The following is a 21,956-nucleotide window of genomic DNA, read 5'->3' on the forward strand; positions in this document are numbered from 1 at the left end:
TGGCCGTGCGCCGAGGGTCGGCGGCTGCTGGTGCCGCCTTGTGCGCAGCCGGGAGCCGCAGACAGGTAGATGCACATCGAAATGGGCACGGCCATCCTACCGTGGCCCACCTGGGCAGGGCCTGGCCGCGCTTTGGTCAGAGCACGGCGCCGACCATCGCCTCGCCGAGCGGGGTGCGTCGGTGCAGCACCCGGGCGCCGTCGCGCGCGCTGGCGACCAGGCCCGCGTCGCGCAGCACGGTGAGATGGTGCGAGGCCGTCGAGATCGCGAGGGCCGTGTCGCGCGCGACCTGCGAGGTGGTGCGCGGTTCGTGCGCGTCGAGCAGGATGCGCGCGCGTGCAGGTCCGAGCAGCGCGCCGAGCGCCGCCGCCACGTCGGCGGGATCCCGTGCCCACGTGGCAGTCACCCCCTGCGCCGGGTAGAAGAGCGTCGGCTGCGCCGGCGGTTCGGTGAGGACGAAGCATCCCGTGGCACCCATCACCGACGGCACGAGCACGAGGCCGCTGCCGCGGCAGTCGACCACCTCGCTCCAGATGCGCATCGTGACCCGCACGGCTCCGTCCGACCATGCGACGCGGTCGTGCAGGCCCTGGATCATTGCGCCGATGCCGCTCTCGGCGATGCGTCGCGAGCGCACCGCGATGTCGGCGCGCAGCAGCCGCTCGAGCTGCGTCCACACCGGAGCGACACCGGAGTTCCACACCGACAGCCACGCCTCGGCGATCATCGCCCGGGCGCGGTCGGGCTGCTCGAGCATCCGCTGCACCGCCGCGCGGCGCGCGCCGTCGGTGCGGACCAGCACCTTGGTCATGTCGACCTCGAAGCGCTCGTCGTCGATGTCGCGCAGACGATCGGCCTCCGCCTCGGGGGTGAGCTCCCACGTCGGGGTGGTCGTCAGGAAGTCGGGGAAGTAGCCCTCGTCGCGGATCAGCAGCGCAAGCACCTCGAAGTCGTCGCGCGGGATCGCACCGCGGGTCGCCCGCATCCATCCCCACTGCAGCGGGTACTCGTCGGGCCGGAGCATCGCGCGCACCGCGTGGCAGAGCTCGTGGCCGGGCGAGATCCCGAACCGGATCGCCGTGAGGTCGTCAGGCGCGAGCTGGAAGTCGACGAACTTTCGATCCACATCGAAACTATAGGGGCGGTGGGCGTCGGCGAGAAGGGTGGGATCACACAGACCGACAGGACGGAGCATCTCATGAGCATCGCGATCCCCGACATCGTCCCGGCCGCCGACATCCGCGTCGGCACGGGGACCTTGCGCCGCTTCATCGGCGCCGAGCATGGCGCCGGCGTGTCGTACTTCTTCGTCGACAACGAGCCCGGACAGGGCCCCGACATCCACCGCCACCCCTATCCCGAGACGTGGGTGCTCCTCGAGGGCGAGGCGCGCATCACGATCGACGGCGAGACGCTCCACGCGGTCGCCGGAGACACGGCGACCGCGCCGGCGGGGGCGTGGCACGGGTTCAAGAACTGCGGCACCGGGCGGCTGCGAGTGCTGTGCATCCACGCCTCCGACCGCATCATCCAGGAGTGGCAGGATGCTCCTGGAGTACTCGACATCCCGTCCACCGGCAGCTGAGGAGATCACCCATGTCGTTCCAGGCATACCTCGACAACATCGAGTCGAAGACCGGCCTCACGCCGCGTCAGCTCATCGAGAAGGCGCACGAGAAGGGGTTCGACGAGAACACCAAGGCGACGCCGATCGTCGAGTGGCTCGCGGCCGACTACGGTCTCGGCCGCGGCCACGCGATGGCCATCGTGCACGTCATCACCAAGGGTCCGCAGATCAGCGACAAGCACGTGGGCACCGACACCACCCACTCCGACCCGTCGAACACGCTGTGGCTCGACGGCAAGGCGACGAACCCCAACCCCTGAACGACGGCAGCCGGCGGGGGCGCGCATGGCGCGACCCCGCCGGCTGCCGTGCGCCGGTGGATCGACCGAACCGACCCAACGGCGCGTGGACTATTTCTCGAGCGTGAACGTCACCTCCGTGGTGTTGCCCGCCACGTCGGTCACGACGAGCAGATTCTCACCGAACTGCGCGCCGACCTCGCCGGCCCGCACGCGATCGAGATCGCTCTTCTTGCCGGCGGACTGCTGCACGACGCCGTTGAGGGCGACCGAAGCGACCCGATCGTTGTCACGGATCTGGAAGCTCACCGTCGTGTAGGTGCCGTTGCCGCCGGTGGTGAAGGCGGCGCCCTTCTTCACCTTCACGATCGGGGCCGCGCCGTCGACCGTGAATGCGAACGAGGTCTTCGCCGAGACATTGCCCGCCTCGTCCGCGGCGTAGTACCGCAGGGTGTAGTCGCCGTCTGCGAGGCCGGCCACCGTCGCGGTGTGGGATTCCGCAATGGCGCCGTCCGCATCGGTCCGGGTGCTCTTGACCAGCTTGCCGCCCCTGTAGACGTCGGCGACGATCTTCGCCAGGCCGACGTCATCCGTCGCATCGACCTGGATCGAGAGCCCGCTCAGTGGCCCTGCGGTCGCGGGCGAGACCAGAACCGTGCTGGGGGCCTCCGTGTCAGGCACCCACAGCGCGACGAGGTCCACCGACGTGGTGCCCGCGGGGATCGTCCAGCCTTCCGGCAGCGGCTCGGTCGAGCCGGCCGGCGCCCATCCGGCGAAGCGCTCGCCGGTGCGGGACCAGTCCTTCCCGGCGACATCCGTGATCGAAGGCAGCGTGAAGCCCTGCGCAGGTGCGTCGACGATCTCCGACTGCCCGCCCGAGGTGAGCGAGACCTTCACCGGCACGACGTAGGCCGACGTGCCCTGCGCCGTCGTGCGGTTCGTGTCCTCGAGCATCCAGCGGGTGCCGGCCCCGGCATCCGTCAGCGTCATCGAGACCCCGGAGCCCGCGCGCCCGTCGAGGACGAGCGCGCGGTCGTTGGCACGGTTCACGAGGTGCCCGTCGTACGCGTTGGCGGTCGTCGAGGCGTCGGCCGCGAACGTCCACGTCTGACGCGGGTCGGCTGCGTCGCGCGCGATGCCGAGGTGCGCGACCTCGGAGTCGGAGACGGCGGTCAGCACACCGCTCCCGTCCGAGGCGCTGATCACGAATCCGCCGCCCTCGTAGGCGACCTTCCACACTCCGCCGCCCCAGCGGAACCAGATGACCATGTCGCGCGACGGATGGTCGGGGTCGCCGGCGTAGCGATCGATCTGATACTCCGAACCCAGGCTGGCGGTCACGATCCGGAAGATGTCGGCACCGTAGTCGACGTCCGTCGCATCCACGCGAGCCGGCTGTGCGGGCTCCTGGCGGAAGTCGCCGTGATGGATGTCGGGGCCGGGGACGTCCCACGGTGAGGGCATCGCGACGTCGTCGGGATAGATCGACGCGAAGAAGGCGTACGAGACGGGGTCGTACTCCTTGAGCTCCGCGCGCGTATTGATGGGGCTGCGCACGCCGTCGTTCCAGTCGGGCTTCTCGGCCATGTTGTCGAACCAGATGGCCGACAGTGTCGCGAAGAACTCGTCGCGGTTGGACATCGCGTAGGTGTTCGGCCAGCGACCGGTCGTGTAGGCGTTCTCGTAGGCGGCGAAGAAGGCGTCGGAGAGCGCTTGGTCGGCCTGCTCCTCGATGCCGACGGACAGCACCGCGTGACCGAACTCGTGCACGAGGATGTTCTCGTTCGGGTAGGCCGTGTTGAGGAACGTGTTCGCGTCGCCGCGCGTGCGCAGCACGTTGCGCTCCGAGATCGACGACACGCAGCTGTTCCACATGTTGCCGCCGTAGCCCTCGACGTCGTACATCGTGGGGTTGTAGCCGCCACGGTGCTCCGGAACGAGGTAGGCGTTCTCGCGCGACCCGTAGACGGCGAGCGAGCATCCGTTCGCGGCCATGGTGGCCGCGATGCCGGTGCCGCTGCGGGCGAGCTGCGCGTCGACCTGGGCGGCGGCCTTCGTCAGGGTGGCCGCGGCGACGCGTTCGCCGGCCTTGACCTCGACGCCCGCACCGGTCATGAGCGACTGCGTGTAGTAGTCGAGCCTCGGCACGCCCGTGTAGGTCGCGGTCTTGGCGGCGTTCCCGCCGGCATCCGCGATCGCGGCGCCGTTGATCTCGAGGGTGAGGGGCAGGCTCGGGTCGATGGTGCCGGTGTAGGCGATGCTCGACAGGTGGAGGTCTTCGGGCAGCCGCGCCATGCTGTTCGCAGCCGTAGCGGCGATCTGCTTGTTGTCCTTGTCGAAGAAGATCGTGTCGGTGCCGCCCTGCGCAGGCTTCGCCTTGAGGGCGATGGTCCGATCGCCGTTGCGCAGCGTGATGTTGCCGGGGCTCACCGCCGCGTTCTCGTCCACGTAGCGGTCCCAGTAGATCTCGAGGTATCTGGCCTCGTTGATGACCCTGACCTCGGTCACCTGCGGTCCGTCGTAGCCTGTGTCGATCTGCACCGTGCCGTCGGCGCCGACGGCCACATCGCCGTCCGCCGCGACGGCGGCGGGGCCGGTCCATGCCAGCGCCGAGGCGACGACGAGGCCGCCGACGGTCAGGCCGCCGACGAGGGTTCTCCTGCGTTTCATCTGCTCACTCCGTTGATCTCAGCCGGGCGACGACGCTCGGAGAACAGCCGGAACTTCAGGGTGGAGCGTCGTCGCATCTCGCACTCCGCGATCCATGGTGTCGCGGTAGTGGTGCAATGTTACTGGTGATATGTGCAATGGCACCAGGAGTTCATGCGACGGAAACGCGGCGCGGCCCCCGGGATTATCCGGGGGCCGCGCGGTCATGCACGTGAGTCAGGGTGCGGTCAGTATGCCGTCGATCCGCCGAGGGATGCCGAGCGGGTTCGATGCCTGCAGCGCCGGAGGCAGCAGGGCATCGGGCATGTTCTGGTAAGTGACGGGCCGGAGGAACCGCGTGATCGCGGCGGCCCCCACCGACGTGGTGCCGACCGCGGTCGTGGCGGGGTAGGGCCCGCCGTGCTGCTGCGCCCAGGTCACCGAGACCCCCGTGGGCCACTCGTTCCACAGCACGCGCCCCGCCTTGGTCGACAGCACGGGGACGAGCTCGGCGGCGACCGCGTCGCCCTCCGATCCCACGACCGTCGCGGTCAGCTGGCCCTCGAGCATCGACGCGACCGCGACCATCTCGGACTCCTCGTCGTAGGTGGCCACGAGGGCGGCGGGGCCGAACATCTCGGAGATGAGGGACTCGTGGTCGGCGCGCAGCGCCGCCGCAGTGGTCATCAGCAGCACGGGGCCCGGGTCGCCGTCCGTGCCGGTCGCGCCCGCGAGGACCTGGACAGCGTCATGGGATGCCGTGGCCTCGACCGCGCCGCGGAAGCCCTCCGCGATCCCGTCGTTGAGCAGCGGCGCCGGGGCCGGGAGCGACGCAGCCGCGAGCAGCGCGTCCAGCCCGGAGTCCGCGGGGACGAGCAGGACCCCGGGCTTCGTGCACAACTGACCCGCGCTGCCGGTCACGGAGGCGACGAATCCGTCGACGATCTCCCTGGCCCGCTCGGACGCGGCCGACCGGGTCACGAACGCGGGGTTGACGCTGCCGAGCTCGCCGTAGAACGGGATCGGCTGCGGCCGGGACGCGGCGATGTCGAAGAGCGTACGGCCGCCCGCGATGGAACCGGTGAACGCAGCCGCCTGGATCAGCGGATCCTTCAGCGCCTGCACTCCGGCCTGCGTGCCGTACACGGTGTCGAACAGTCCGCGCGGTGCGCCGGCGGCGGCCAGAGCGTCCTGCACCACCGTGGTCGTCCGTGCGGAGAGCTGCGGATGCCCGCGGTGGGCCTTGAGCACGACGGCGTTTCCGGCCGCGAGGGCGCTCGCCGTGTCGCCGCCCGCCACAGAGAAGGCGAACGGGAAGTTGCTCGCCGCGAACACGAGCACCGGTCCGATCGGCTCGAGCTGACGGCGCAGGTCGGGCCGGGGCGCGCCCATCGGCCACTCGCCGTCCGCCCGGTCGATGCGCGCGTCGAGCCAGGTACCCTCCTCGAGCACTTCAGCGAACAGCCGCAGCTGGAAGCTCGTGCGCCGCACTTCGCCGCGCAGGCGCGGCTCGGGCAGATGCGTCTCGCGCTTGGCCTCGGCGATGAGCTCGTCGGCGTGCGCGTCGAGCGCGTCCGCGACGGCGCCGAGGGCGCGGACGCGCTCGACGATCGTGCTGCGACGCCAGGCGGTGCCTGCCTCGGCCGCGCGCCGCACGATCGCGGAGACGTCCTCGGGGGTGGTGGCGGGGATGGTCATCGTCAGTCCTTTCCGTCGGCGAGTGCTGCGAGGGCGGCGACCGTCAGCGGCGTCGCGAGTGGCCGCTTCGCGAGCGGCTCGAGGTCTGTCGGCTCGGCGGGCCTTCCGGTCTCCGCCGACACGAGGCAGGCGAGCGCGAAGCCGCACACGCGGCCCTGGCACAGGCCCATGCCCGGGCGCGCGGTGACGCGCACGTCGCGCGGGTCGTCGGCGGCGAGGTCGTGCACGGTGGTGCGCACCGCGTCGGCGTCGACCTCTTCGCACCGGCAGACGGTGGTGTCGGATGCGAGCCACGTGGTCCAGTCGGCCGGCACGGGCGAGGCCCGATGCATGCCGACCGCGAAGCGGCGGCCGCGGGCGATGCGGCGGCGTAGGCGCGAGCGGGCGCGCGGGTCGTCGGCCCGCCCCGCGTCGACCGCCGCGGTGAGCGCCGCGAGCTCGCCCTCGGCGCACGACTGCACCGCGCCGCCGATCCCGGTCGCCTCGCCGGCGAGGTACACGCCGGGGACGCTCGAGCGCTGGTCGGCGTCGGCGACGGCGATGAGGGAGGAATCGACGTCGACGCGGGTCTGCGCGCCCAGTCCGATGGCGAGCTCGAGTTGCGGGGTGAATCCCCAGCCGAGCGCCACCAGGTCGGCCTCGACGGTGCGCCCCGTGCCGGGGCGGACCCGACCGCGGGCGTCGACCTTGGCGAGCGTGACGTGCGAGACGCGCCCGGTGCCGTGGACCGACGCGACCACGGTGCGGGTGCGCAGCGGGATGCGGTGCCTGACGAACGTCGCGGCATAGCCCACGCCCTCCAGCAGCTTGCCGGGCTCCTGGACCGCCCGCAGCGGCGTCGCGGCCCACCGCGACAGCGCGTTCGCGTCGCACACCGCGACGACCTCGACACCGGCGTCGGCGAGGCCGGCGGCGACCGAGAGCAGGAACGGCCCGGTGCCGGCGACCACGGCGCGTCGCCCCGCCGTGACCTGGTTCGCCTTGAGCAGGGCCTGCACGCCGCCCGCGGCCATCACGCCGGGCGTCGTCCACCCGGGGAGGGGGAGCTGACGGTCGTATGCACCGGTGGCGAGCACGAGTCGCTCCGCCCGCACGACGCGCTCGGAGGCCGCCGCGGCATCCGTCGCGTCCGCCCCGGAGATGGGCGTCGTGCGCAGGGTCAGCAGGGTGTCGTCGCGGTCGATGCGCCACACCTGGCGCCCGGGGAGGTGGACGAGCCGACCGCCCTCGACGGCGCGGGCCAGCCGGGTTCGCAGGTCGCGGTAGTGGGACCAGTGATGATGGCCGCTGGATTCCGGGCGCGCGAATGCGTCGAGGTGCCGCTCATCGGGGTGGCGCCAGTACTGCCCGCCGGTCTGGGCGCCGGCGTCGACGAGCGCGACCGTCAGCCCGCGCTCGGCGGCCGCGACCGCCGCCGACAGGCCCGCGGGCCCCGCGCCGATCACGGCGAGTTCGTAGACGGATGCCTCAGCCATCGACCGCTCCCGTCAGCGGCAGTGCCTCATGGGGGTCGTCGCTGCGCACGATCTGCCCCTCGAGCGCGGGGGTGACGCAGGCGCGCTGCGCCCGTCGGCCGTCGACGGTGAGGATGCAGTCGTAGCAGACGCCGATTCCGCAGAACAGTCCGCGCGGCTCGCCGGTGATCCGGGTCGTGCGCCAGGAGGTCACCCCCGCCGCCGTCAGGGCGGCGCCGATCGTCTGCCCTTCGCGGAAGGGGACGCGGCGGCCGTCGAAGGTGAGCGCGCGGGTGCCGTCCGGTGGCGGGGCGGTCATGCGGCGGGCCTTTCGTCGAAGCGGTGCGGCCGGAACGGCTCCAGCGACAGGTCGGTCGGCTCGCCCCGGAGCGACTGGACGAGGAGCTTCGCGGTGCCGACGGACAGGCCTATCCCGGCGCCCTCGTGCCCGGCGGCGTGCCAGAGCCCCGGCATCCGTCCGTCCTCGCCGATGACGGGGAGGTGGTCGGGGCAGTACGGGCGGAAGCCCGAGTAGGTGCGCATGATCTGGACGCCGGCGAGCACGGGGAACAGCTCCATCCCGGCGCGCGCGACGCGGCCCACCGCCTCCGGCGAGAACGCGGTGTCGAATCCGACCCGCTCGCGACTGGCGCCCATGAGGATGGTGCCGCTCGGGGTGCCCTCGACGACCGACGACACCTGGAGCCCGGCGTCCGAGCTCGCGACGTTCTCGACGTACTCCGCCGAGTAGACCTTGTGACGGACGGTGGGCGGCAGCGGCTCCGAGACGAGCACGAAGCCGCGGCGGGGGAGCACCGCTAGGGTGACGCCGGCCAGGGCGGCGACCTCTCCGCTCCAGGGACCCGCGCACACGATGACGGCGCCCGCGTCGATGCGTCCCGCGGTGGTGTCCACCCCGGTCGCGCGTCCGGCGCTCACCCGGATCGCCTGGACGACCGTGTGCGTCAGCAGCCGTGCGCCGTGACCGCGGGCGAGGCGCAGCAGGTGGTGAGCGGCCAGGACGGGCTGCACCTGGGCGTCGTCGGGATAGAACGCGCCGCCGGCCATCGCGGGGTTGAGGTACGGCTCGATCTCGCGCAGCGCCGCCGAATCGGCGACGTCGTCGACGCGGATGCCGAGCCCGCGCTGGTGGGCCACGAGCATGTCGAGGGCGCGCTTGCCGCGCTCGGTCGAGGACACGACCAGCCCGCCCTTGGCCTCGAACTCCCACTGCGGGGCGTGCTCGGCCAGTTCACCGCGCCAGATCGTCTGCGAGTACAGCGACAGCTCGAGCTCGGGTCCGACCTCCTTGTCGGAGACGAGGAGGTTCCCCTCGCAGCGGCTCGTCGTTCCGGACGCGATCGAGCCGCGCTCGACCACCGTCACCGACAGCCCGGCGGCAGCGGCGAAGTACGCGACGGCCGCGCCGAGAATCCCCGCCCCGACGATGACGACGTCCGAGCGGGGTGCTGCTGCCGCGCTCATGCGGGTCTGGGTTCGGCTGCGGACGGGGATCCGGCGGCGGCGAGGTCGGACCAGTCCGTGAGCACGTGCTCGATGTGGGCGTGCACCAGCTCGCGCGCGCGGACGCCGTCGCCGGCCTCGATGGCGTCGAGCATCGCATCGTGCTCGCGGGCGGACGCGGTCAGCCGGCCCTGCTCGGCCAGCGACGCGAGCCCGAACAGCCGGGTCTGCGATCGCAGCGACGCGACGAGCTCAGTGAGGCGGGAGTTGCCGGCGTACTGCAGCAGCGCCAGATGGAAGTCGCTGTCGGCGGTGAGGTACCCGATGAGGTCGCCGGTCTCGGCGCCCTCCACGATCGCGGCGGCTTGCCTCCGCAGCCCGGGCAGAGCCTCGGCGGGGATGAACGGGGTCGCGCGCTCGATCGCGGGAGGCTCGAGCATGAGGCGCAGCTCGGTCACCTCGTACAGATCCCGGGGCGACACCTCGGTGACCTGGAACCCGCGGTTGGGCAGAGCGATGACGAGGCCTTCGCGCACGAGGTCGAGCATCGCCTCGCGGATGGGCGTGGCAGACACGCCGAACTGCTCACCGAGGCTGGGGGCGGAGTACACGCGTCCGGGCTGCATCTCACCGCTGATGATGGCCGAGCGCAGTGCTCGGGTGACCGTGTCGCGGATGCTGGGCTGCTTGCTCAGGCGCACGACGCTGCGAAGCTCGGGACCACTCATGTGTACGCCTCCTCGGACGCGAACGGCTCATCGTTCCGCGTGGACTCCATGATCCTCTCCACGACGGCCAGGTCTTCCCACGCCATGCCGACTCCGGTGTAGAGTGCCGGCGCGCCGGGGCGGCGCACCACTTCACCGCGGACCAGTTCGACCAGGTTGGCGATCGGCTGGGCTCCGCCGGCCCACTCCTCGTCGGTGCGTGCGGCGGCGAGGTTGCCGTTCTCGCGGAGCGCCGACGCGCGCGCCTCGACCACGAGGTCGGCGGCGCGCACCAGCCGGGCGCCGAGCTCACGATGGTCGCGTCCGTGCGACCCGACGGCGGCGACCACGGCATCCGCGCGGACGTCGTCGAGATCGAGCACCGGCGTGGGCGACGAGGTCGCGGTGACGACGACGTCCGCGGCGGCCTGGTCGTCGCGCGAGCCCGGATCGGCGGCGAGGCCCGCCGCGCGCAGCTGCGCCACCGCGGACTCCACGCGGTCGGGCGTGCGTCCGATGATGCTGACACGACCGACCGGCAGCCGGCCGGCGATCGTCAGGGCGTGCTCCACCGCCTGCGGTCCCGACCCTGCGACGGCGAGGCGGGGGATCGACGTCCTCGGGCCTTCGGGGTGTGCGGCGAGGAGCCCGGCGATCGCGACCGTGGTGACCGCGGGGGTGCGCAGCGTCGTCAGGCGCGCCCCGTCGAGCACGGCACGGGGCTCCAGCGTCTCTCGGTCGAACAGGAGGTACCACGCGTGGATCTTCGGCAGGCCCCGCGTGGTGTTGCCCGGCGCGATCGTCGCCACCTTGATGCCCGCCGACGTCGCGGACTCGGCCGGCATCAGCAGGAACTCCCCGCCGGTGAGCGGCGCGAAGAGGCGGTCGTGGTCGTTCTCGACATCCCATCCCGCGCGCAGCGCCGCGGTGATCGCCTCGACGGCGTCCTGGCGCGAGAGGGCCGCGTCGATCCGGGCCGCGCTCACGACCGGGATGCCGGTGGCCGGGGTCGCCGTCACAGCACGAACCCCCGCGGGAACGGGTCGGACGGGTCGAGCATGTACTGCGCCGTGCCCGTGACCCACGCCCTGCCGGTGATCGTGGGGACCACTGCCGGGATGCCGGCGACCGACGTCTCCTCGACCAGGCGGCCGGTGAATGACGTGCCGATGTAGGACTCGTTGACGAAGTCGGTCTCCAGCGGCAGCAGGCCCCGCGCGTGCAGCTGGGCCATGCGCGCGCTCGTCCCCGTGCCGCACGGCGAGCGGTCGAACCAGCCCGGATGGATGGCCATCGCGTGGCGGGAGTGCCGGGCCGTCGAGCCGGGCGCCTCGAGGTACACGTGGTGGCAGCCGCGGATCGTCGGGTCAACGGGATGCTGGGGGGCATCCGCCTCGTCGATCGCCGCCATGATCGCCAGGCCCGCGGCGAGCAGGTCGTCCTTGCGCGCGCGGTCGAACGGGAGCCCGAGGGACTCGAGCGAAACGATCGCGTAGAAGTTGCCGCCGAAGGCGAGGTCGTACGAGACCTGGCCGTACCCGGGGACCTCCGCGGTGCGGTCGAGCCCGACCACGAACGACGGCACGTTGCGGATCGTCACGCGCTCGGCGTGCCCGTCGGCGACGGCGACGTCGGCGATCACGAGGCCGGCCGGCGTGTCGAGCCGGATCGTCGTCACCGGCTCGACCACCGGCACCATCCCGGTCTCGACCAGCACAGTCGCCACGCCGATCGTGCCGTGCCCGCACATGGGCAGGCATCCCGACACCTCGATGTACAGCACTCCGAAGTCCGCGTCGGCGCGCGTGGGCGGCTGGAGGATCGCGCCGCTCATCGCGCTGTGCCCGCGCGGCTCGTTCATCAAGAGGGTGCGGATGTCGTCGTTGTTGGCCATGAACCACTGACGACGCTCCTCCATCGTCTCTCCCGGGAGCACGCCCACCCCGCCGACGATGACGCGGGTGGGCATGCCCTCGGTGTGGGAGTCGACGGCGTGGAGCACGCGCTGAGATCGCATTCGGGTCCTCGGATCAGCGGTAGCCCTTGGCCAGGACGGCCTCGGTGTCGGAGATGATACGCGCGCGCACGTCGTCGGGGAGCGGCAGGCGGGGCGGGCGCGTGGTGATGCCGGCGGGAGCGACCCCGGCGACCTCCTGCGACAGCTTGATGGCCTGGACGAACCAGGTCTTCGAGTCCCAGCGCAGCAGGGCGTGCAGGTCGCGGTAGATGTCGCGCGCCTTGACCCAGTCTGCGGGGTCGTCGGAGGTGGAGAGGTTGTACAGCTCGACGGTCGAGGCGGGGATCGCGTTCGGGTAGCCGGCGACCCAGCCGACGGCGCCGTTGATGCCGAGCTCCAGCACGACGTCGTCGGAGCCGATCGAGATGTCCAGACCCGGCGCGAGCTCCCGGATCTCGAACGCGTGGCGCACGTCGCCAGAGAACTCCTTCACCGAGACGATGAGTCCCTCCTGGTACAGCCGGGCCAGGAGGTCGGGGCGCAGGTCGACCTTCGTGTCGATGGGGTTGTTGTACGCGAGCACGGGAAGGCCCACCGCGGCGACGCGGCGGAAGTGGTCGACCACTTCGTCGTCGCTCGCGCGGTACGCGTTGGGCGGGAGCAGCATGACGGCGGGTGCGCCGTGCTCGGCGGCGTGCTCGGTGAGACGGACGCTCTCCAGTGCGCCGTAGGCGCCCACACCGGGGATGACGGCGGTGCCCGCGGGCGCGGCCTCGACAGCGGTCAGGTAGACGCGTCGCCGTTCGTCCTCGGTGAGCGTCTGGTACTCGCCGAGCGACCCGTTCGGGATGATCCCCGTCACACCGTTCGAGGTCGTGAAGCGCACGTGCTCGGCGTACGCGTCGTAGTTCACCGAGAAGTCGGGGTTGATGGGAAGGGTCGTGGCGAGGTTCACACCGTGCCAGGGCTTGCGGTCGGTCATCGTGTCTCCAGTGTCGAAGGTGCAATTGCAATTGTAATGGGTACCGCGGGAGCTCGTCTACACCGGCGGGCGGGGCGGCAGCACGAGCGTGCGCCGGGGCTCCTCGTTGCCGGCCCGGTCCGTCGCCGCGTACTCGATGACCTGCTCGTGGTCGGTGAGCGCGCGCACGAACGCCTCCTGGAAGGTCGCCCAGAAGGTGCCCGGCCCCTCCCACTGGATCCGCTCTGCCCCCGAGACGTCGTCGCGGGCGACGAAGGTGATCTCGACGCTCGACCCGAGCCGCTTCACGCGCGCCTCGGTGACCGGGGGAGAGGTGTCCACGTGCAGGGTGCGTGCCGCGAACCCGGTGCGTCCCGCGGCCGTCGCGCGCGCCTCGACGCGCACCGCGCCCTCGGCGTCGAGCGGGAACTCGCCGGCGTACTGCTGCCAGCCGCCGTCGCCGACGCGCACCTCGAGCGACTCGAAAGCCTCCCGTCCCGACCCCGCGCGCACGCGGATCAGCGGCGTCGAGGTGTGCCAGCCCGAGGCGGCGGGTTCGGGGACGAGGATCTCCACGATGGGAGCGGATGCCTCGTCCCCGGCGCCCGCCGACTGCTCGAGCCAGGCCGTGGCATCGGCGAGATCGGGAGCATCCTCGGCGCCGGCGCGCAGCGCGCCCGCATCGAGCTCCATCGCGATCCGCAGGACCGTGCGTGCCTCGTCGATGCCGAGGAGGCCGGCGGCGTGTCCGCCGCGCACACCCCCCAGCACACGCGCGACGAACTCGCTCCGGGTGCGCGGAAGCGGCTCGGCCCACACGTCGTCGAGGATCGTGGTGCCGTCCTCGCGTCGTCGCGCGGCGACGCCGGTGTCGACACCCGCGAAGCCGATCGTGGCATCCGCCGAGCGCACGTACATGTGGTACCTGGCGTCAGAACCGGTCCATGTGGGCTCGAAGGCGACGCCGCCCACGCGCACTGCTCCGCCCGAGAGCAGCGCCCCGCGAGGATCGGCGTCGTCGGCGAGGATCGTGCCGTCCAGGAGCCGCCGGCGGTCCAGCCCGAGCTCGAGCCAGGTCGTGCTCTCGGAACGGGCGACCAGCACGCTCGGGCCGAAGGCGAGGTGGCGCACCTGGGCGTCGTCCACGGCGGCGTGGGCGCGAAGGCTCATCGGCAGGTCGATGGCCAGCACTTCTCCCGGCGCCCAGTCGCGGTGCACGTGCGCATACTGCCCCGGCTGCGCGTCGAGGGCAACGGTGTGTCGGCCGATCCGCGCGGAGACGGGACCTGAGACCCAGGCCGGGATGCGCACGTGGGCGGTCAGCGGCACCGGGTCGGGGCATCCGTCGATCCGCTCCACCCGCACCCGCACCGACGAGGCGAGGGGGAGGTCGGAGTCGACGACCACCCGCACGCCCCGCTCGCGCCACGTGAGCTCGGCAGGCGTGTGGGGGTTGATCCACAGCTCGGCCTGAGCGCCCGTTCCGCGGAAGAACACCGAGTCCTGGTACTTGACGTGGTTCTCGAGGCCGGTTCCGCCGCAGCAGGTGCCGACGTTGTCGTACTCGGGGAGCGCGCCGGGGTGCACCGGGAACATGTAGGCGACCTCGGGGCTCGTGTCGGAGCGGACGTCGCGCCGGGAGCCGAGGATGTGGTTGAGGGCGCCGCGCTCGTAGTACTCCATGTACTTCGCGTCGAGCGTGTGCTGGAAGAGAAGGCGCGAGAGCTTCAGCATGTTGTAGGTGGCGCAGGTCTCGGCGTTGCGGTGCCCGATGTCGCCCGCGACACGGCCGGCAGGCCCCCACATCTCGCTCTCCCCGGTGCCGCCGTGCGCGTACATGCGCCCCGGGACCACCTGCTCCCACAGTCCCGCGGCGGCGTCGAGATACGCGCGCTCGCCGGTCTGCTCGTACTCGTGGACGTAGCCGATCAGCTGAGGCAGGTGCTGGTTGGCGTGCATGCCGTCGAGGATGTCGCGGTGCGAGGCGCCGGCGGCGACCAGCTCGTGCTGGTCGAACATGCGCGCCGTCTCGAGGAAGACCGGCTCGCCCGCGACGACGGCCAGGCGCGCCATCGTCTCGTTCATCCCGCCGAACTCGCCGGCGATGTAGAGCGACCACATGTGCTGTCGCTGTGCGTCGTCCAGCCGCGACAGGCGGCCGTGCACCCAGTGGCCCATCGACGTGACCACGCCGAGCGCCTCGTCGCTGCCCACGAGCTCATACGCGTCGAGCAGCCCGGCCATGATCTTGTGGCACGTGTAGTACGGAGCCCAGATCTCGCCGTACGGCGCGCCGCCCTCCAGGCGCGAGAACTGCCACTCGCCGTAAGCGGCGAGGAAGCCGGGGTGGGAGTAGCGACCGGTCGCCGCGAGCGCCGCCTGCACCTCGGCGAGACCGGCGACGACCTCGCCGGTCTTGGCCCGCAGCGCGGGGTCGGCCTCGCCCGCGGCGGACATCGCGAGCATCGAGAGGAAATGCCCCGCATAGTGGCCCCGCAGCAGGTTCGCCGTCTGGGCGGCCTCGCGGCCGGGATAGTCGTGCTCGCCCCACGCGTCTTCGGCGGTGTGGCCGAAGTCCTCCCACGAGCCCGGCGGCACCGCGCCGCGCGTGTCGAGGCCGGCGTTCGCCCGGAACACCGCGAGGAGCCGGTCCACCGGATAAACGCGCGCGAGATGGAGCATCTCGGCGCGTGCGCGCTGGAACACGCTCGCCTCCCCGAGCCTCACGTCGGCGAGAGGGAAGTCCAGCGCCAGCCGCGTCGCCGTCACCGTCGTCATGCGGCGGACCCGAGGTGCGCGCGCGTCCACTGCTCGATGCCCTCGGCGTCGATGGGGAGGGCGTCCGAGAGGACCTCCGAGCCGGACTCGGTGACCAGCACGTCGTCCTCGAGCCGCACACCGATCCCGCGCAGCTCGGGCGGCAGAGTCAGGTCGTGGGCATGGAAGTAGAGCCCGGGCTCGACGGTCATGACGATGCCCGGCTCGAGGTCTGCGCCCATGTAGTCCTCGTAGTGCGCCTGGCTGCAGTCGTGCACGTCCAGCCCGAGGTGGTGCCCGATGCCGCACGCCAGGTACCGACGGTGCTGCTGGCCCGCGGGCGACAGCGCCTCGTCGACCGAGACCGGGAGCAGGCCCCAGTCGTGCAGGCCCTGGGCGACGACCTCCATCGCGGCGAAGTGGAAGTCGAGGTACGGCGTGCCGGGACGGATCTGCTCGAGCCCGGCACGGTGCGCCTTCTCGACGAGATCGTGCACGGCGCGCTGAACGCTGCTGAAGGTGCCGGTGGCGGGGACCGTGCGGGTGACGTCGGCGGTGTACAGCGAGTGCGTCTCGACGCCCATGTCCAGCAGCAGCGCGGCGTGGGGGAGGATCGGCCCGTCGCAGCGGACCCAGTGCAGGATCGGGGCGTGCGCACCCGAGCCGACGATCGTGGAATAGCCCGGGCCGTTGCCGAAGGTGCGGGCGTGACGGTCGAACGTCCCCTGCAGCCATCGCTCCCCGAGGCCCCCCGCGATGGCGCGCGGCACCTCGGCGACGACGGCGGCGAATCCGCCGACCGTCGCGTCGACGGCTGCGCGCAGCTGGGTGATCTCCCACTGGTCCTTGACCATGCGCAGCCGTGCCAGCGTGCGCTCGAGCTCGGGCGACGGCTTCGCGCCGGTCGCGCCGGCCAGAGAGACGGCTGACCGCGCCGCGTCCGCGCCGCTCAGCTGGGCGTGCCGCGCTCCGAGCGCCTCGAGCGGCTCGACGCTCACCTGCAGCGCCTGGCTCCACTCTGCGAGGCCCGCGGAGGGCCCGACCCACAGCTCGCCGTGGACGGCATCCGAGAAGAACCCGGCGTCCCCCGGCCGGAACGGACGGGGCAGATAGAGCACCGCGTCGTGGCCACCGTCGACCGCCCACATGACGAGCACGGCATCCTCCACCTGGCAGCCGGTGAGCCACACGAAGCCGCTGTCGGCGCGGAAGCCGTACGCGGCGTCGTCGTTGCGGATGGGGGCCGCGCCCGCGGCGACGACGAGGGTCCGTCCAGGCATGGCCGCGCTCAACCGGGCGCGATGGGCCGCGGCGGCCGCTGCGGTGCCCGCCGGCAGCGTCGGGTGCACGGCGACGTCGTCCCAGCCCCCGGCGATGAACTCGGTGAACGCGGGGATCTCGGCGAGCCGCGGGTACCGGGTGCCGGCGTACGGCGGGCGAACGGGGGTGGGGTGGTGGTGCGTCATCGTGTCTCTCCTCCGCGGTCGCGCACGAGTTCACGCAGTGCGGTGAACGTCCGGCCCGACCCGATTCCGTCGTGTTCGAATTCGTTGGTGACCCAGTACTGCGCATTGCCGATGCGCGCGAGGGTGTCCAGCTGCAGGCCCGCGTCGACGAACATGTCGTCGAAGTACACGACCGCAGCCAGGGGCACGTCCGAGCCCGCGATGCGGTCGGCGTCGTACAGCGCGGACCACTGCGTCCGCTCGGCGAGGGCATGGACGGCGTCGCGGAACCCGCGCAGCAGCCGCACCTCGTCGAACATCCACGGGAAGGCCATCTCGCCGGTGAACAGCAGCGGCCTGCGATCCGGGCCGAACTCCGGCCGCTCGTCACGGGCGCGCTGCGCGGCCCAGCCGGTCGGACCGCTGTCGGGGTCGCCGTAGATCGACTCCTGCAGCGTCCAGAACAGCGGGTTGCCGGCGCCGGAGGTGAGGGTCATCGCGTCCTGGAGGAACGCGGTCGACAACCGCCCCTGCCGGGTGAACGCCTTCTCGACGAGCCAGTGCAGGCGCTCGTGCCCCGGCTTCATGCCCAGATCGATGCCGAGCGACTGGAACCGGTGCACCGTCAGGCGGTCGCCGTCGGGGAGGACGACGTGCTCCCGGTCGAGCACGTCGGCGATCCGGCCGATCGTGTCCGCGTCCTCCGGGAACCGGCGGTACAGCTCGGCGGTCTTCTGCGCCACGCGGTCGAAGGTCCGCGCGTACACCCCCTGGGCGCGCGGCGGCGTTCCCGGGATGCCGCCGCAGACGTAGCACGCGGCGAGCGCCTCGGGCGCGAGCGACAGATAGGTGAGCGTCAGGAAGCCCCCGTAGCTCTGCGCGAGGGTCGCCCATCGGCGACCGGCGTAGCGGGTCCTGCGCACGTGCTCGAGGTCGCGCACGATCGAGTCCGCGCGGAAGAGGGCGAGCATGTCCGCGCCCGCCTCCGCGCCCAGGGGCTCGATGTCGGCGGCCTCCAGCGGGTGGCTGCGCCCCGTGCCGCGCTGGTCGACGAGGACGACGCGGTAGTGCGCGAGCGCCTCGTCGAGCCAGCCGTCGCGCCGGAGCGGACGCGGGTTGGCGCCGCCCGGGCCGCCCTGCAGGTAGGTGAGCAGCGGCAGGTCGTCGCCGGCGCGGTCGGGATCGACCAGTTCGCGCACGAACACGTCGATCGACGGGCCCGTCGGGTCGTCCCAGTCCAGGGGCACGCCGGCGAACGTCTCGGTGACGCGGATGCCGGGCAGGTGGTATGTCGTCGTCATGATGCCTCCGATGCCATCGCCGCGCGGCGTCGCTCCGCCTCGCGCCGGCGTGCGTCCCACTCGGGATCGATGCGCGGCACCGCTGCGAGGAGCGTGCGCGTGTACTCGTCCTGCGGGTCGGCGAAGATGCGGTCCCGCTCGCCCTGCTCGACGATCCGGCCGCGGCTCATGACCGCCACGCGGGTCGCGATCTGGCGCACGACCGCAAGGTCGTGCGCGATGAACAGGTAGCCGAACCCCTCGTCGCGCTGGAGCGAGCGCAGCAGATTGATGACCTGCGCCTGCACCGAGACGTCGAGCGCCGACACGGCCTCGTCGCAGATGACCATCTTCGGGCTCACCGCGAGGGCGCGCGCGATGCCGATGCGCTGCGCCTGCCCGCCCGAGAACTGCGCCGGGTAGCGGCCGGAGTGGTCGGGGTTGAGCCCCACCCGCTCCATCAGGCCACGCGTGAACGCACGCGCGCCTCCGGGGATCCTGCGCTTCTGATACCGCAGCGGAGCGGTCACGAGACCCTCGACGGTGTGCCGCGGATTCAGTGACGAGTACGGGTCCTGGAAGATCACCTGGACGTCGCTGCGGAAGGAGTGCAGCGATCTGCCCTTCAGGCTCGTGACATCCTGACCCTCGAATTCGACTGTTCCGGAGGTGGGCTCCATCAGGCGCGCGACCAGGCGGGCCGTCGTCGACTTCCCCGAGCCGGACTCCCCGACGAGTGCGAGGGTCTCGCCGCGGAACACCTCGAACGAGACGTCGTCGACCGCGCGGAAGGTCGTGGGGCGGCTGAGCATCGGCCCGTGACTCGTGAACTCCTTCACCAGAGCTGTCGCTCGGCACAGGGGCGCAGCATCCGTCATCGCTTCTCCATTCCGGGCAGGACCGGGATCGCCGTCGTGCGGAGCTCGCCGATCTCGTCGTCGATGCGGGGCACGGCGTCGAGCAGCCGCCGCGTGTACTCGTGTTGGGGGTCGCTGAAGACGTCCTCGACCGACCCCTGCTCGACGAGGCGTCCGCCGCGCATCACCACGATGCGGTCGGCCACCTCGCTCACCACGGCCAGGTCGTGGGTGATGAGGATGAGTCCCGCGCCGGTGTCGCGGCGGATCTCGGCCAGCAGCGCCAGGATCTGGGCCTGCACCGTGACGTCGAGCGCGGTCGTCGGCTCGTCGGCGATGATGAGGTCTGGCTCCATGCTCAGGGCCATCGCGATCATGATGCGCTGGCGCATGCCCCCGGAGAACTGGTGGGGGTAGTGATCGGCCCGACGGGCCGCGTCGTGGATGTGGACGCGCTCCATCGCCTCGATGGCCACCTTCTTCGCCGCCCGGGCCGAGACGCCGGAGCGGTGCGAGCGGTACGCCTCGGCGATCTGGACGCCGACGGTGTAGTACGGGTTCAGCGACGACAGCGGGTCCTGGAAGATCATCGCTATGCGGTCGCCGCGGACGCGGCGCAGTGCGCTCTCGCGCTGCGCCAGCAGATCCTTCCCATCGAAGCGGATGGAGCCGGTCGCGGTGCCGCCCTTGGGGAGGAGCCCCATGATCGCCAGGCTCGTCATGGACTTGCCCGAGCCGGACTCTCCCACGATGCCGAGCGCGCCGCCGCGGGGCACGGCGAAGTCGATCGAGTCGACGACGCGGGTGACCCCTCGCGCCGTGCGGAACTCGACGCTCAGGTCCTCGACGCGCAGCAGGTCGCCGGTCGTGTCGTTCACGTTCTCTCCCGTCATGCGCGTGCCGCCGTCCGCACGCGCGGGTCGATCGCCGTGTACAGCAGGTCGACCACGAGGTTTCCGACGATCACGAAGAACGCCGACAGCAGGGTCACGGCCATGATCACCGGCTGGTCGTTCGACGAGATCGAGTCGGCGGTGAGCTTGCCCACGCCGTTCAGGCCGAAGACCGTCTCGGTGATCACCGCGCCGCCGAGGAGGCCGGCGATGTCCATGCCGAAGATCGTGACGATCGGCGTGAGCGCGGGGCGCAGAGCGTGGCGCCGCCACACGAGCGAAGAGCTCAGGCCCTTCGCGTTCGCCGTGCGCACGAAGTTCTCCTGCAGCGTCTCGATGACGTTCGCGCGCGTGAGCCGGGTGTACACCGCGGCATACCCGACGGCCAGCACGATCCAGGGCATCAGGAAGTTCAGGAACCACTGGCCGGGGTCCTCGGCGAACGGGACGGCCTGCGGGAAGGGGAGCCAGCCGAGGGCGACGACGAGGACGAACTGCAGCACAAGGGCCAGCACGTAGTTCGGGATCGACATCGCGCCGAGGGTGAGTCCGGCGAAGAACTTGTCGGTGAACTTCCCCTCGTGCACGGCGCTCAGCACGCCGCCGATGAGCCCGCCGATCAGCCACAGGATGGCGGCGCCGATCGCGATGGTCGCCGAGATGGGCAGTCGCTGCACGATCATCTCGCTCACGAGCTGACCGGTCTGGAACGAGTAGCCCAGGCACGGCGCGGGGCACGTGACCACGGCACCCGCGACGACGTACTCCCGCCCTGTGAACAGACCCGAGACGTACTCCCAGAACTGCTGCCAGAAAGGGAGGTCCAGGCCCAGATTGACGCGGATCTGCTCGATGCGCTCCGGCGTGCAGTTCTTGCCGCAGATCTGCACCGCAGGGTCCGGCGACAGCACGAAGAAGATCACGTAGGTGAACAGCGTCACCAGGAAGAGCACGACGAGCATGCCCAGGACGCGGGAGCCGACGAAGCGGATCATGCGCGCACCTCCGAACTGCCGATGAGGGCTCGGATGCGGTCGCCCAGCGTCGTGAACGACAGCACGAGCAGGAAGAGGAAGGCGCCGGGGATGAGGAAGTACATCGGATCCACGGCGTACCAGGGGGCGGCCGCCGCGATCATCTGCCCCCAGCTGGGGGTGGGCGGCACCACGCCGACGCCGAGGAACGACAGGCCGGCCTCGGTGCCGATGTAGCCGGGGACCGCGAGGGTGGCCATCACGACGATCGTCGACGTCAGGTTGGGGAGGATCTCGCGGAAGATGATGTGCGCGCCCGACGCACCGGAGGCCCGCGCGGACTCCACGAACTCGCGCTCCTTGAGCGAGAGCGTCTGGGAGCGCACGATGCGCGCGAGGTAGGGCCAGCCGAACAGCGAGATCACGACGACGAGCAGGATGATGCGGTTGTCGGACGGCAGCGCCGAGAGGATCGCGATCATGAAGATGAGGGCGGGGAACGCCATCAGGAACTCCATGACGCGGGAGATCGCGGTGTCGATCCACCCGCCGAAGTAGCCGGCGAGCAGCCCGAAAACGACTCCGAGGATGGTGGTGAGGAACGTCGCGGACAGGGCGACCGTCATCGACACGCGAGCGCCGTACGCGATGCGCGCGAAGATGTCGCGGCCGCTGCCGGGCTCGACGCCGAACCAGTGCTCGGCGCTGATGCCGCCGAACGGCCCGAGGGGGATCGCCCCCATGTTCGGATCGATCGCGCTCTGGTCGAACTCGTACGGTCCCCAGCCGCTCACCAGGACGATGAGCGGCGCGAAGATCGCCATGAGCAGGATCAGGACGATGTAGCCGAGCGAGAGCATCGCCGGCACATCGGTGAGGAATCCGCGCAGAAGCTTCCGGCCAGAGGCCGGGCGGGACTCCAGTGACTCTTCGAGTACTGGGTCGCCGCCCGGCGTGGCCTCGACCTCGATGACGGTCGAGGGGATCGTCATGC

General features: G+C 71.5%; 19 protein-coding genes. 2 read left to right on the top strand and 17 right to left on the bottom strand.

Going from position 1 to position 21,956, the window contains the following annotated elements:
* Positions 1 to 136: 136 nt before the first annotated feature.
* Positions 137 to 1,126: a DUF5937 family protein gene (locus ACFC1K_RS05550; protein WP_375870791.1), complete on the bottom strand. Its 990-nt coding sequence runs from the start codon at positions 1,124 to 1,126 to the stop codon at positions 137 to 139.
* Between the two features lie 72 nt (positions 1,127 to 1,198).
* Here ACFC1K_RS05550 and ACFC1K_RS05555 point away from each other — a divergent pair, with 72 nt between their 5' ends.
* Complete coding sequence (locus ACFC1K_RS05555; RefSeq protein ID WP_375870792.1) at positions 1,199 to 1,585, top strand: cupin domain-containing protein; 387 nt, start codon at positions 1,199 to 1,201, stop codon at positions 1,583 to 1,585.
* 11 nt (positions 1,586 to 1,596) lie between these two features.
* A complete protein-coding gene (locus ACFC1K_RS05560) occupies positions 1,597 to 1,887 on the top strand; it encodes a DUF4287 domain-containing protein (RefSeq protein WP_310285670.1) in 291 nt (96 codons plus the stop codon).
* 90 nt (positions 1,888 to 1,977) lie between these two features.
* Here the strand turns inward: ACFC1K_RS05560 and ACFC1K_RS05565 are convergent, their stop codons facing one another.
* The 16 genes from ACFC1K_RS05565 to ACFC1K_RS05640 all read right to left on the bottom strand — a co-directional run bounded on the left by ACFC1K_RS05565 (position 1,978) and on the right by ACFC1K_RS05640 (position 21,954).
* Complete coding sequence (locus tag ACFC1K_RS05565) at positions 1,978 to 4,536, bottom strand: hypothetical protein (protein ID WP_375870793.1); 2,559 nt, start codon at positions 4,534 to 4,536, stop codon at positions 1,978 to 1,980.
* Between the two features lie 216 nt (positions 4,537 to 4,752).
* Entirely contained in the window at positions 4,753 to 6,213 is a 1,461-nt protein-coding gene (locus tag ACFC1K_RS05570; RefSeq protein WP_375870794.1) for an aldehyde dehydrogenase (NADP(+)), read from the bottom strand.
* Positions 6,214 to 6,215: 2 nt separating this feature from the next.
* Positions 6,216 to 7,688 carry an FAD-dependent oxidoreductase gene (locus ACFC1K_RS05575; protein ID WP_375870795.1) on the bottom strand — a complete coding sequence of 491 codons (1,473 nt, stop codon included), beginning with the start codon at positions 7,686 to 7,688 and terminating at the stop codon, positions 6,216 to 6,218.
* Positions 7,681 to 7,986 carry a (2Fe-2S)-binding protein gene (locus ACFC1K_RS05580; RefSeq protein WP_310285658.1) on the bottom strand — a complete coding sequence of 102 codons (306 nt, stop codon included), beginning with the start codon at positions 7,984 to 7,986 and terminating at the stop codon, positions 7,681 to 7,683. Before ACFC1K_RS05580 ends, ACFC1K_RS05575 begins: the two co-directional genes overlap by 8 nt.
* Positions 7,983 to 9,152 carry an NAD(P)/FAD-dependent oxidoreductase gene (locus ACFC1K_RS05585; RefSeq protein WP_375870796.1) on the bottom strand — a complete coding sequence of 390 codons (1,170 nt, stop codon included), beginning with the start codon at positions 9,150 to 9,152 and terminating at the stop codon, positions 7,983 to 7,985. The genes ACFC1K_RS05580 and ACFC1K_RS05585 overlap by 4 nt, the downstream gene beginning before the upstream one ends.
* A complete protein-coding gene (locus tag ACFC1K_RS05590; protein ID WP_375870797.1) occupies positions 9,149 to 9,859 on the bottom strand; it encodes a GntR family transcriptional regulator in 711 nt (236 codons plus the stop codon). The genes ACFC1K_RS05585 and ACFC1K_RS05590 overlap by 4 nt, the downstream gene beginning before the upstream one ends.
* Positions 9,856 to 10,857 (bottom strand): ornithine cyclodeaminase family protein, encoded by a 1,002-nt coding sequence (locus ACFC1K_RS05595; RefSeq protein ID WP_375870798.1) that lies wholly within the window; start codon positions 10,855 to 10,857, stop codon positions 9,856 to 9,858. Before ACFC1K_RS05595 ends, ACFC1K_RS05590 begins: the two co-directional genes overlap by 4 nt.
* Positions 10,854 to 11,855, bottom strand: a complete 1,002-nt coding sequence (locus tag ACFC1K_RS05600) for a proline racemase family protein (RefSeq protein ID WP_375870799.1) — start codon at positions 11,853 to 11,855, stop codon at positions 10,854 to 10,856. The genes ACFC1K_RS05595 and ACFC1K_RS05600 overlap by 4 nt, the downstream gene beginning before the upstream one ends.
* Positions 11,856 to 11,868: 13 nt before the next feature.
* Complete coding sequence (locus ACFC1K_RS05605; protein ID WP_375870800.1) at positions 11,869 to 12,777, bottom strand: dihydrodipicolinate synthase family protein; 909 nt, start codon at positions 12,775 to 12,777, stop codon at positions 11,869 to 11,871.
* 57 nt (positions 12,778 to 12,834) lie between these two features.
* Positions 12,835 to 15,534: a beta-L-arabinofuranosidase domain-containing protein gene (locus ACFC1K_RS05610; RefSeq protein ID WP_375870801.1), complete on the bottom strand. Its 2,700-nt coding sequence runs from the start codon at positions 15,532 to 15,534 to the stop codon at positions 12,835 to 12,837.
* On the bottom strand, positions 15,531 to 16,979 hold the full coding sequence (locus ACFC1K_RS05615; RefSeq protein ID WP_375870802.1) for an aminopeptidase P family protein: 1,449 nt from the start codon (positions 16,977 to 16,979) through the stop codon (positions 15,531 to 15,533). The genes ACFC1K_RS05610 and ACFC1K_RS05615 overlap by 4 nt, the downstream gene beginning before the upstream one ends.
* Positions 16,976 to 18,259, bottom strand: a complete 1,284-nt coding sequence (locus ACFC1K_RS05620; protein ID WP_375870803.1) for an alpha/beta fold hydrolase — start codon at positions 18,257 to 18,259, stop codon at positions 16,976 to 16,978. The genes ACFC1K_RS05615 and ACFC1K_RS05620 overlap by 4 nt, the downstream gene beginning before the upstream one ends.
* Positions 18,256 to 19,116, bottom strand: coding sequence for an ATP-binding cassette domain-containing protein (locus ACFC1K_RS05625; RefSeq protein ID WP_375870804.1), 861 nt, complete (start codon positions 19,114 to 19,116; stop codon positions 18,256 to 18,258). The genes ACFC1K_RS05620 and ACFC1K_RS05625 overlap by 4 nt, the downstream gene beginning before the upstream one ends.
* The gene (locus tag ACFC1K_RS05630; RefSeq protein WP_375870805.1) at positions 19,113 to 19,988 is read right to left on the bottom strand and encodes an ABC transporter ATP-binding protein; all 876 of its coding nucleotides are present in this window, start codon (positions 19,986 to 19,988) and stop codon (positions 19,113 to 19,115) included. The genes ACFC1K_RS05625 and ACFC1K_RS05630 overlap by 4 nt, the downstream gene beginning before the upstream one ends.
* Complete coding sequence (locus ACFC1K_RS05635; RefSeq protein ID WP_375870806.1) at positions 19,985 to 20,983, bottom strand: ABC transporter permease; 999 nt, start codon at positions 20,981 to 20,983, stop codon at positions 19,985 to 19,987. The genes ACFC1K_RS05630 and ACFC1K_RS05635 overlap by 4 nt, the downstream gene beginning before the upstream one ends.
* A complete protein-coding gene (locus ACFC1K_RS05640) occupies positions 20,980 to 21,954 on the bottom strand; it encodes an ABC transporter permease (RefSeq protein WP_375870807.1) in 975 nt (324 codons plus the stop codon). The genes ACFC1K_RS05635 and ACFC1K_RS05640 overlap by 4 nt, the downstream gene beginning before the upstream one ends.
* Positions 21,955 to 21,956: the final 2 nt, after the last annotated feature.

The sequence above is a fragment of the Microbacterium sp. NPDC056057 genome (genome assembly GCF_042266945.1).
GTDB classification, from domain to species: domain Bacteria; phylum Actinomycetota; class Actinomycetes; order Actinomycetales; family Microbacteriaceae; genus Microbacterium; species Microbacterium trichothecenolyticum_C.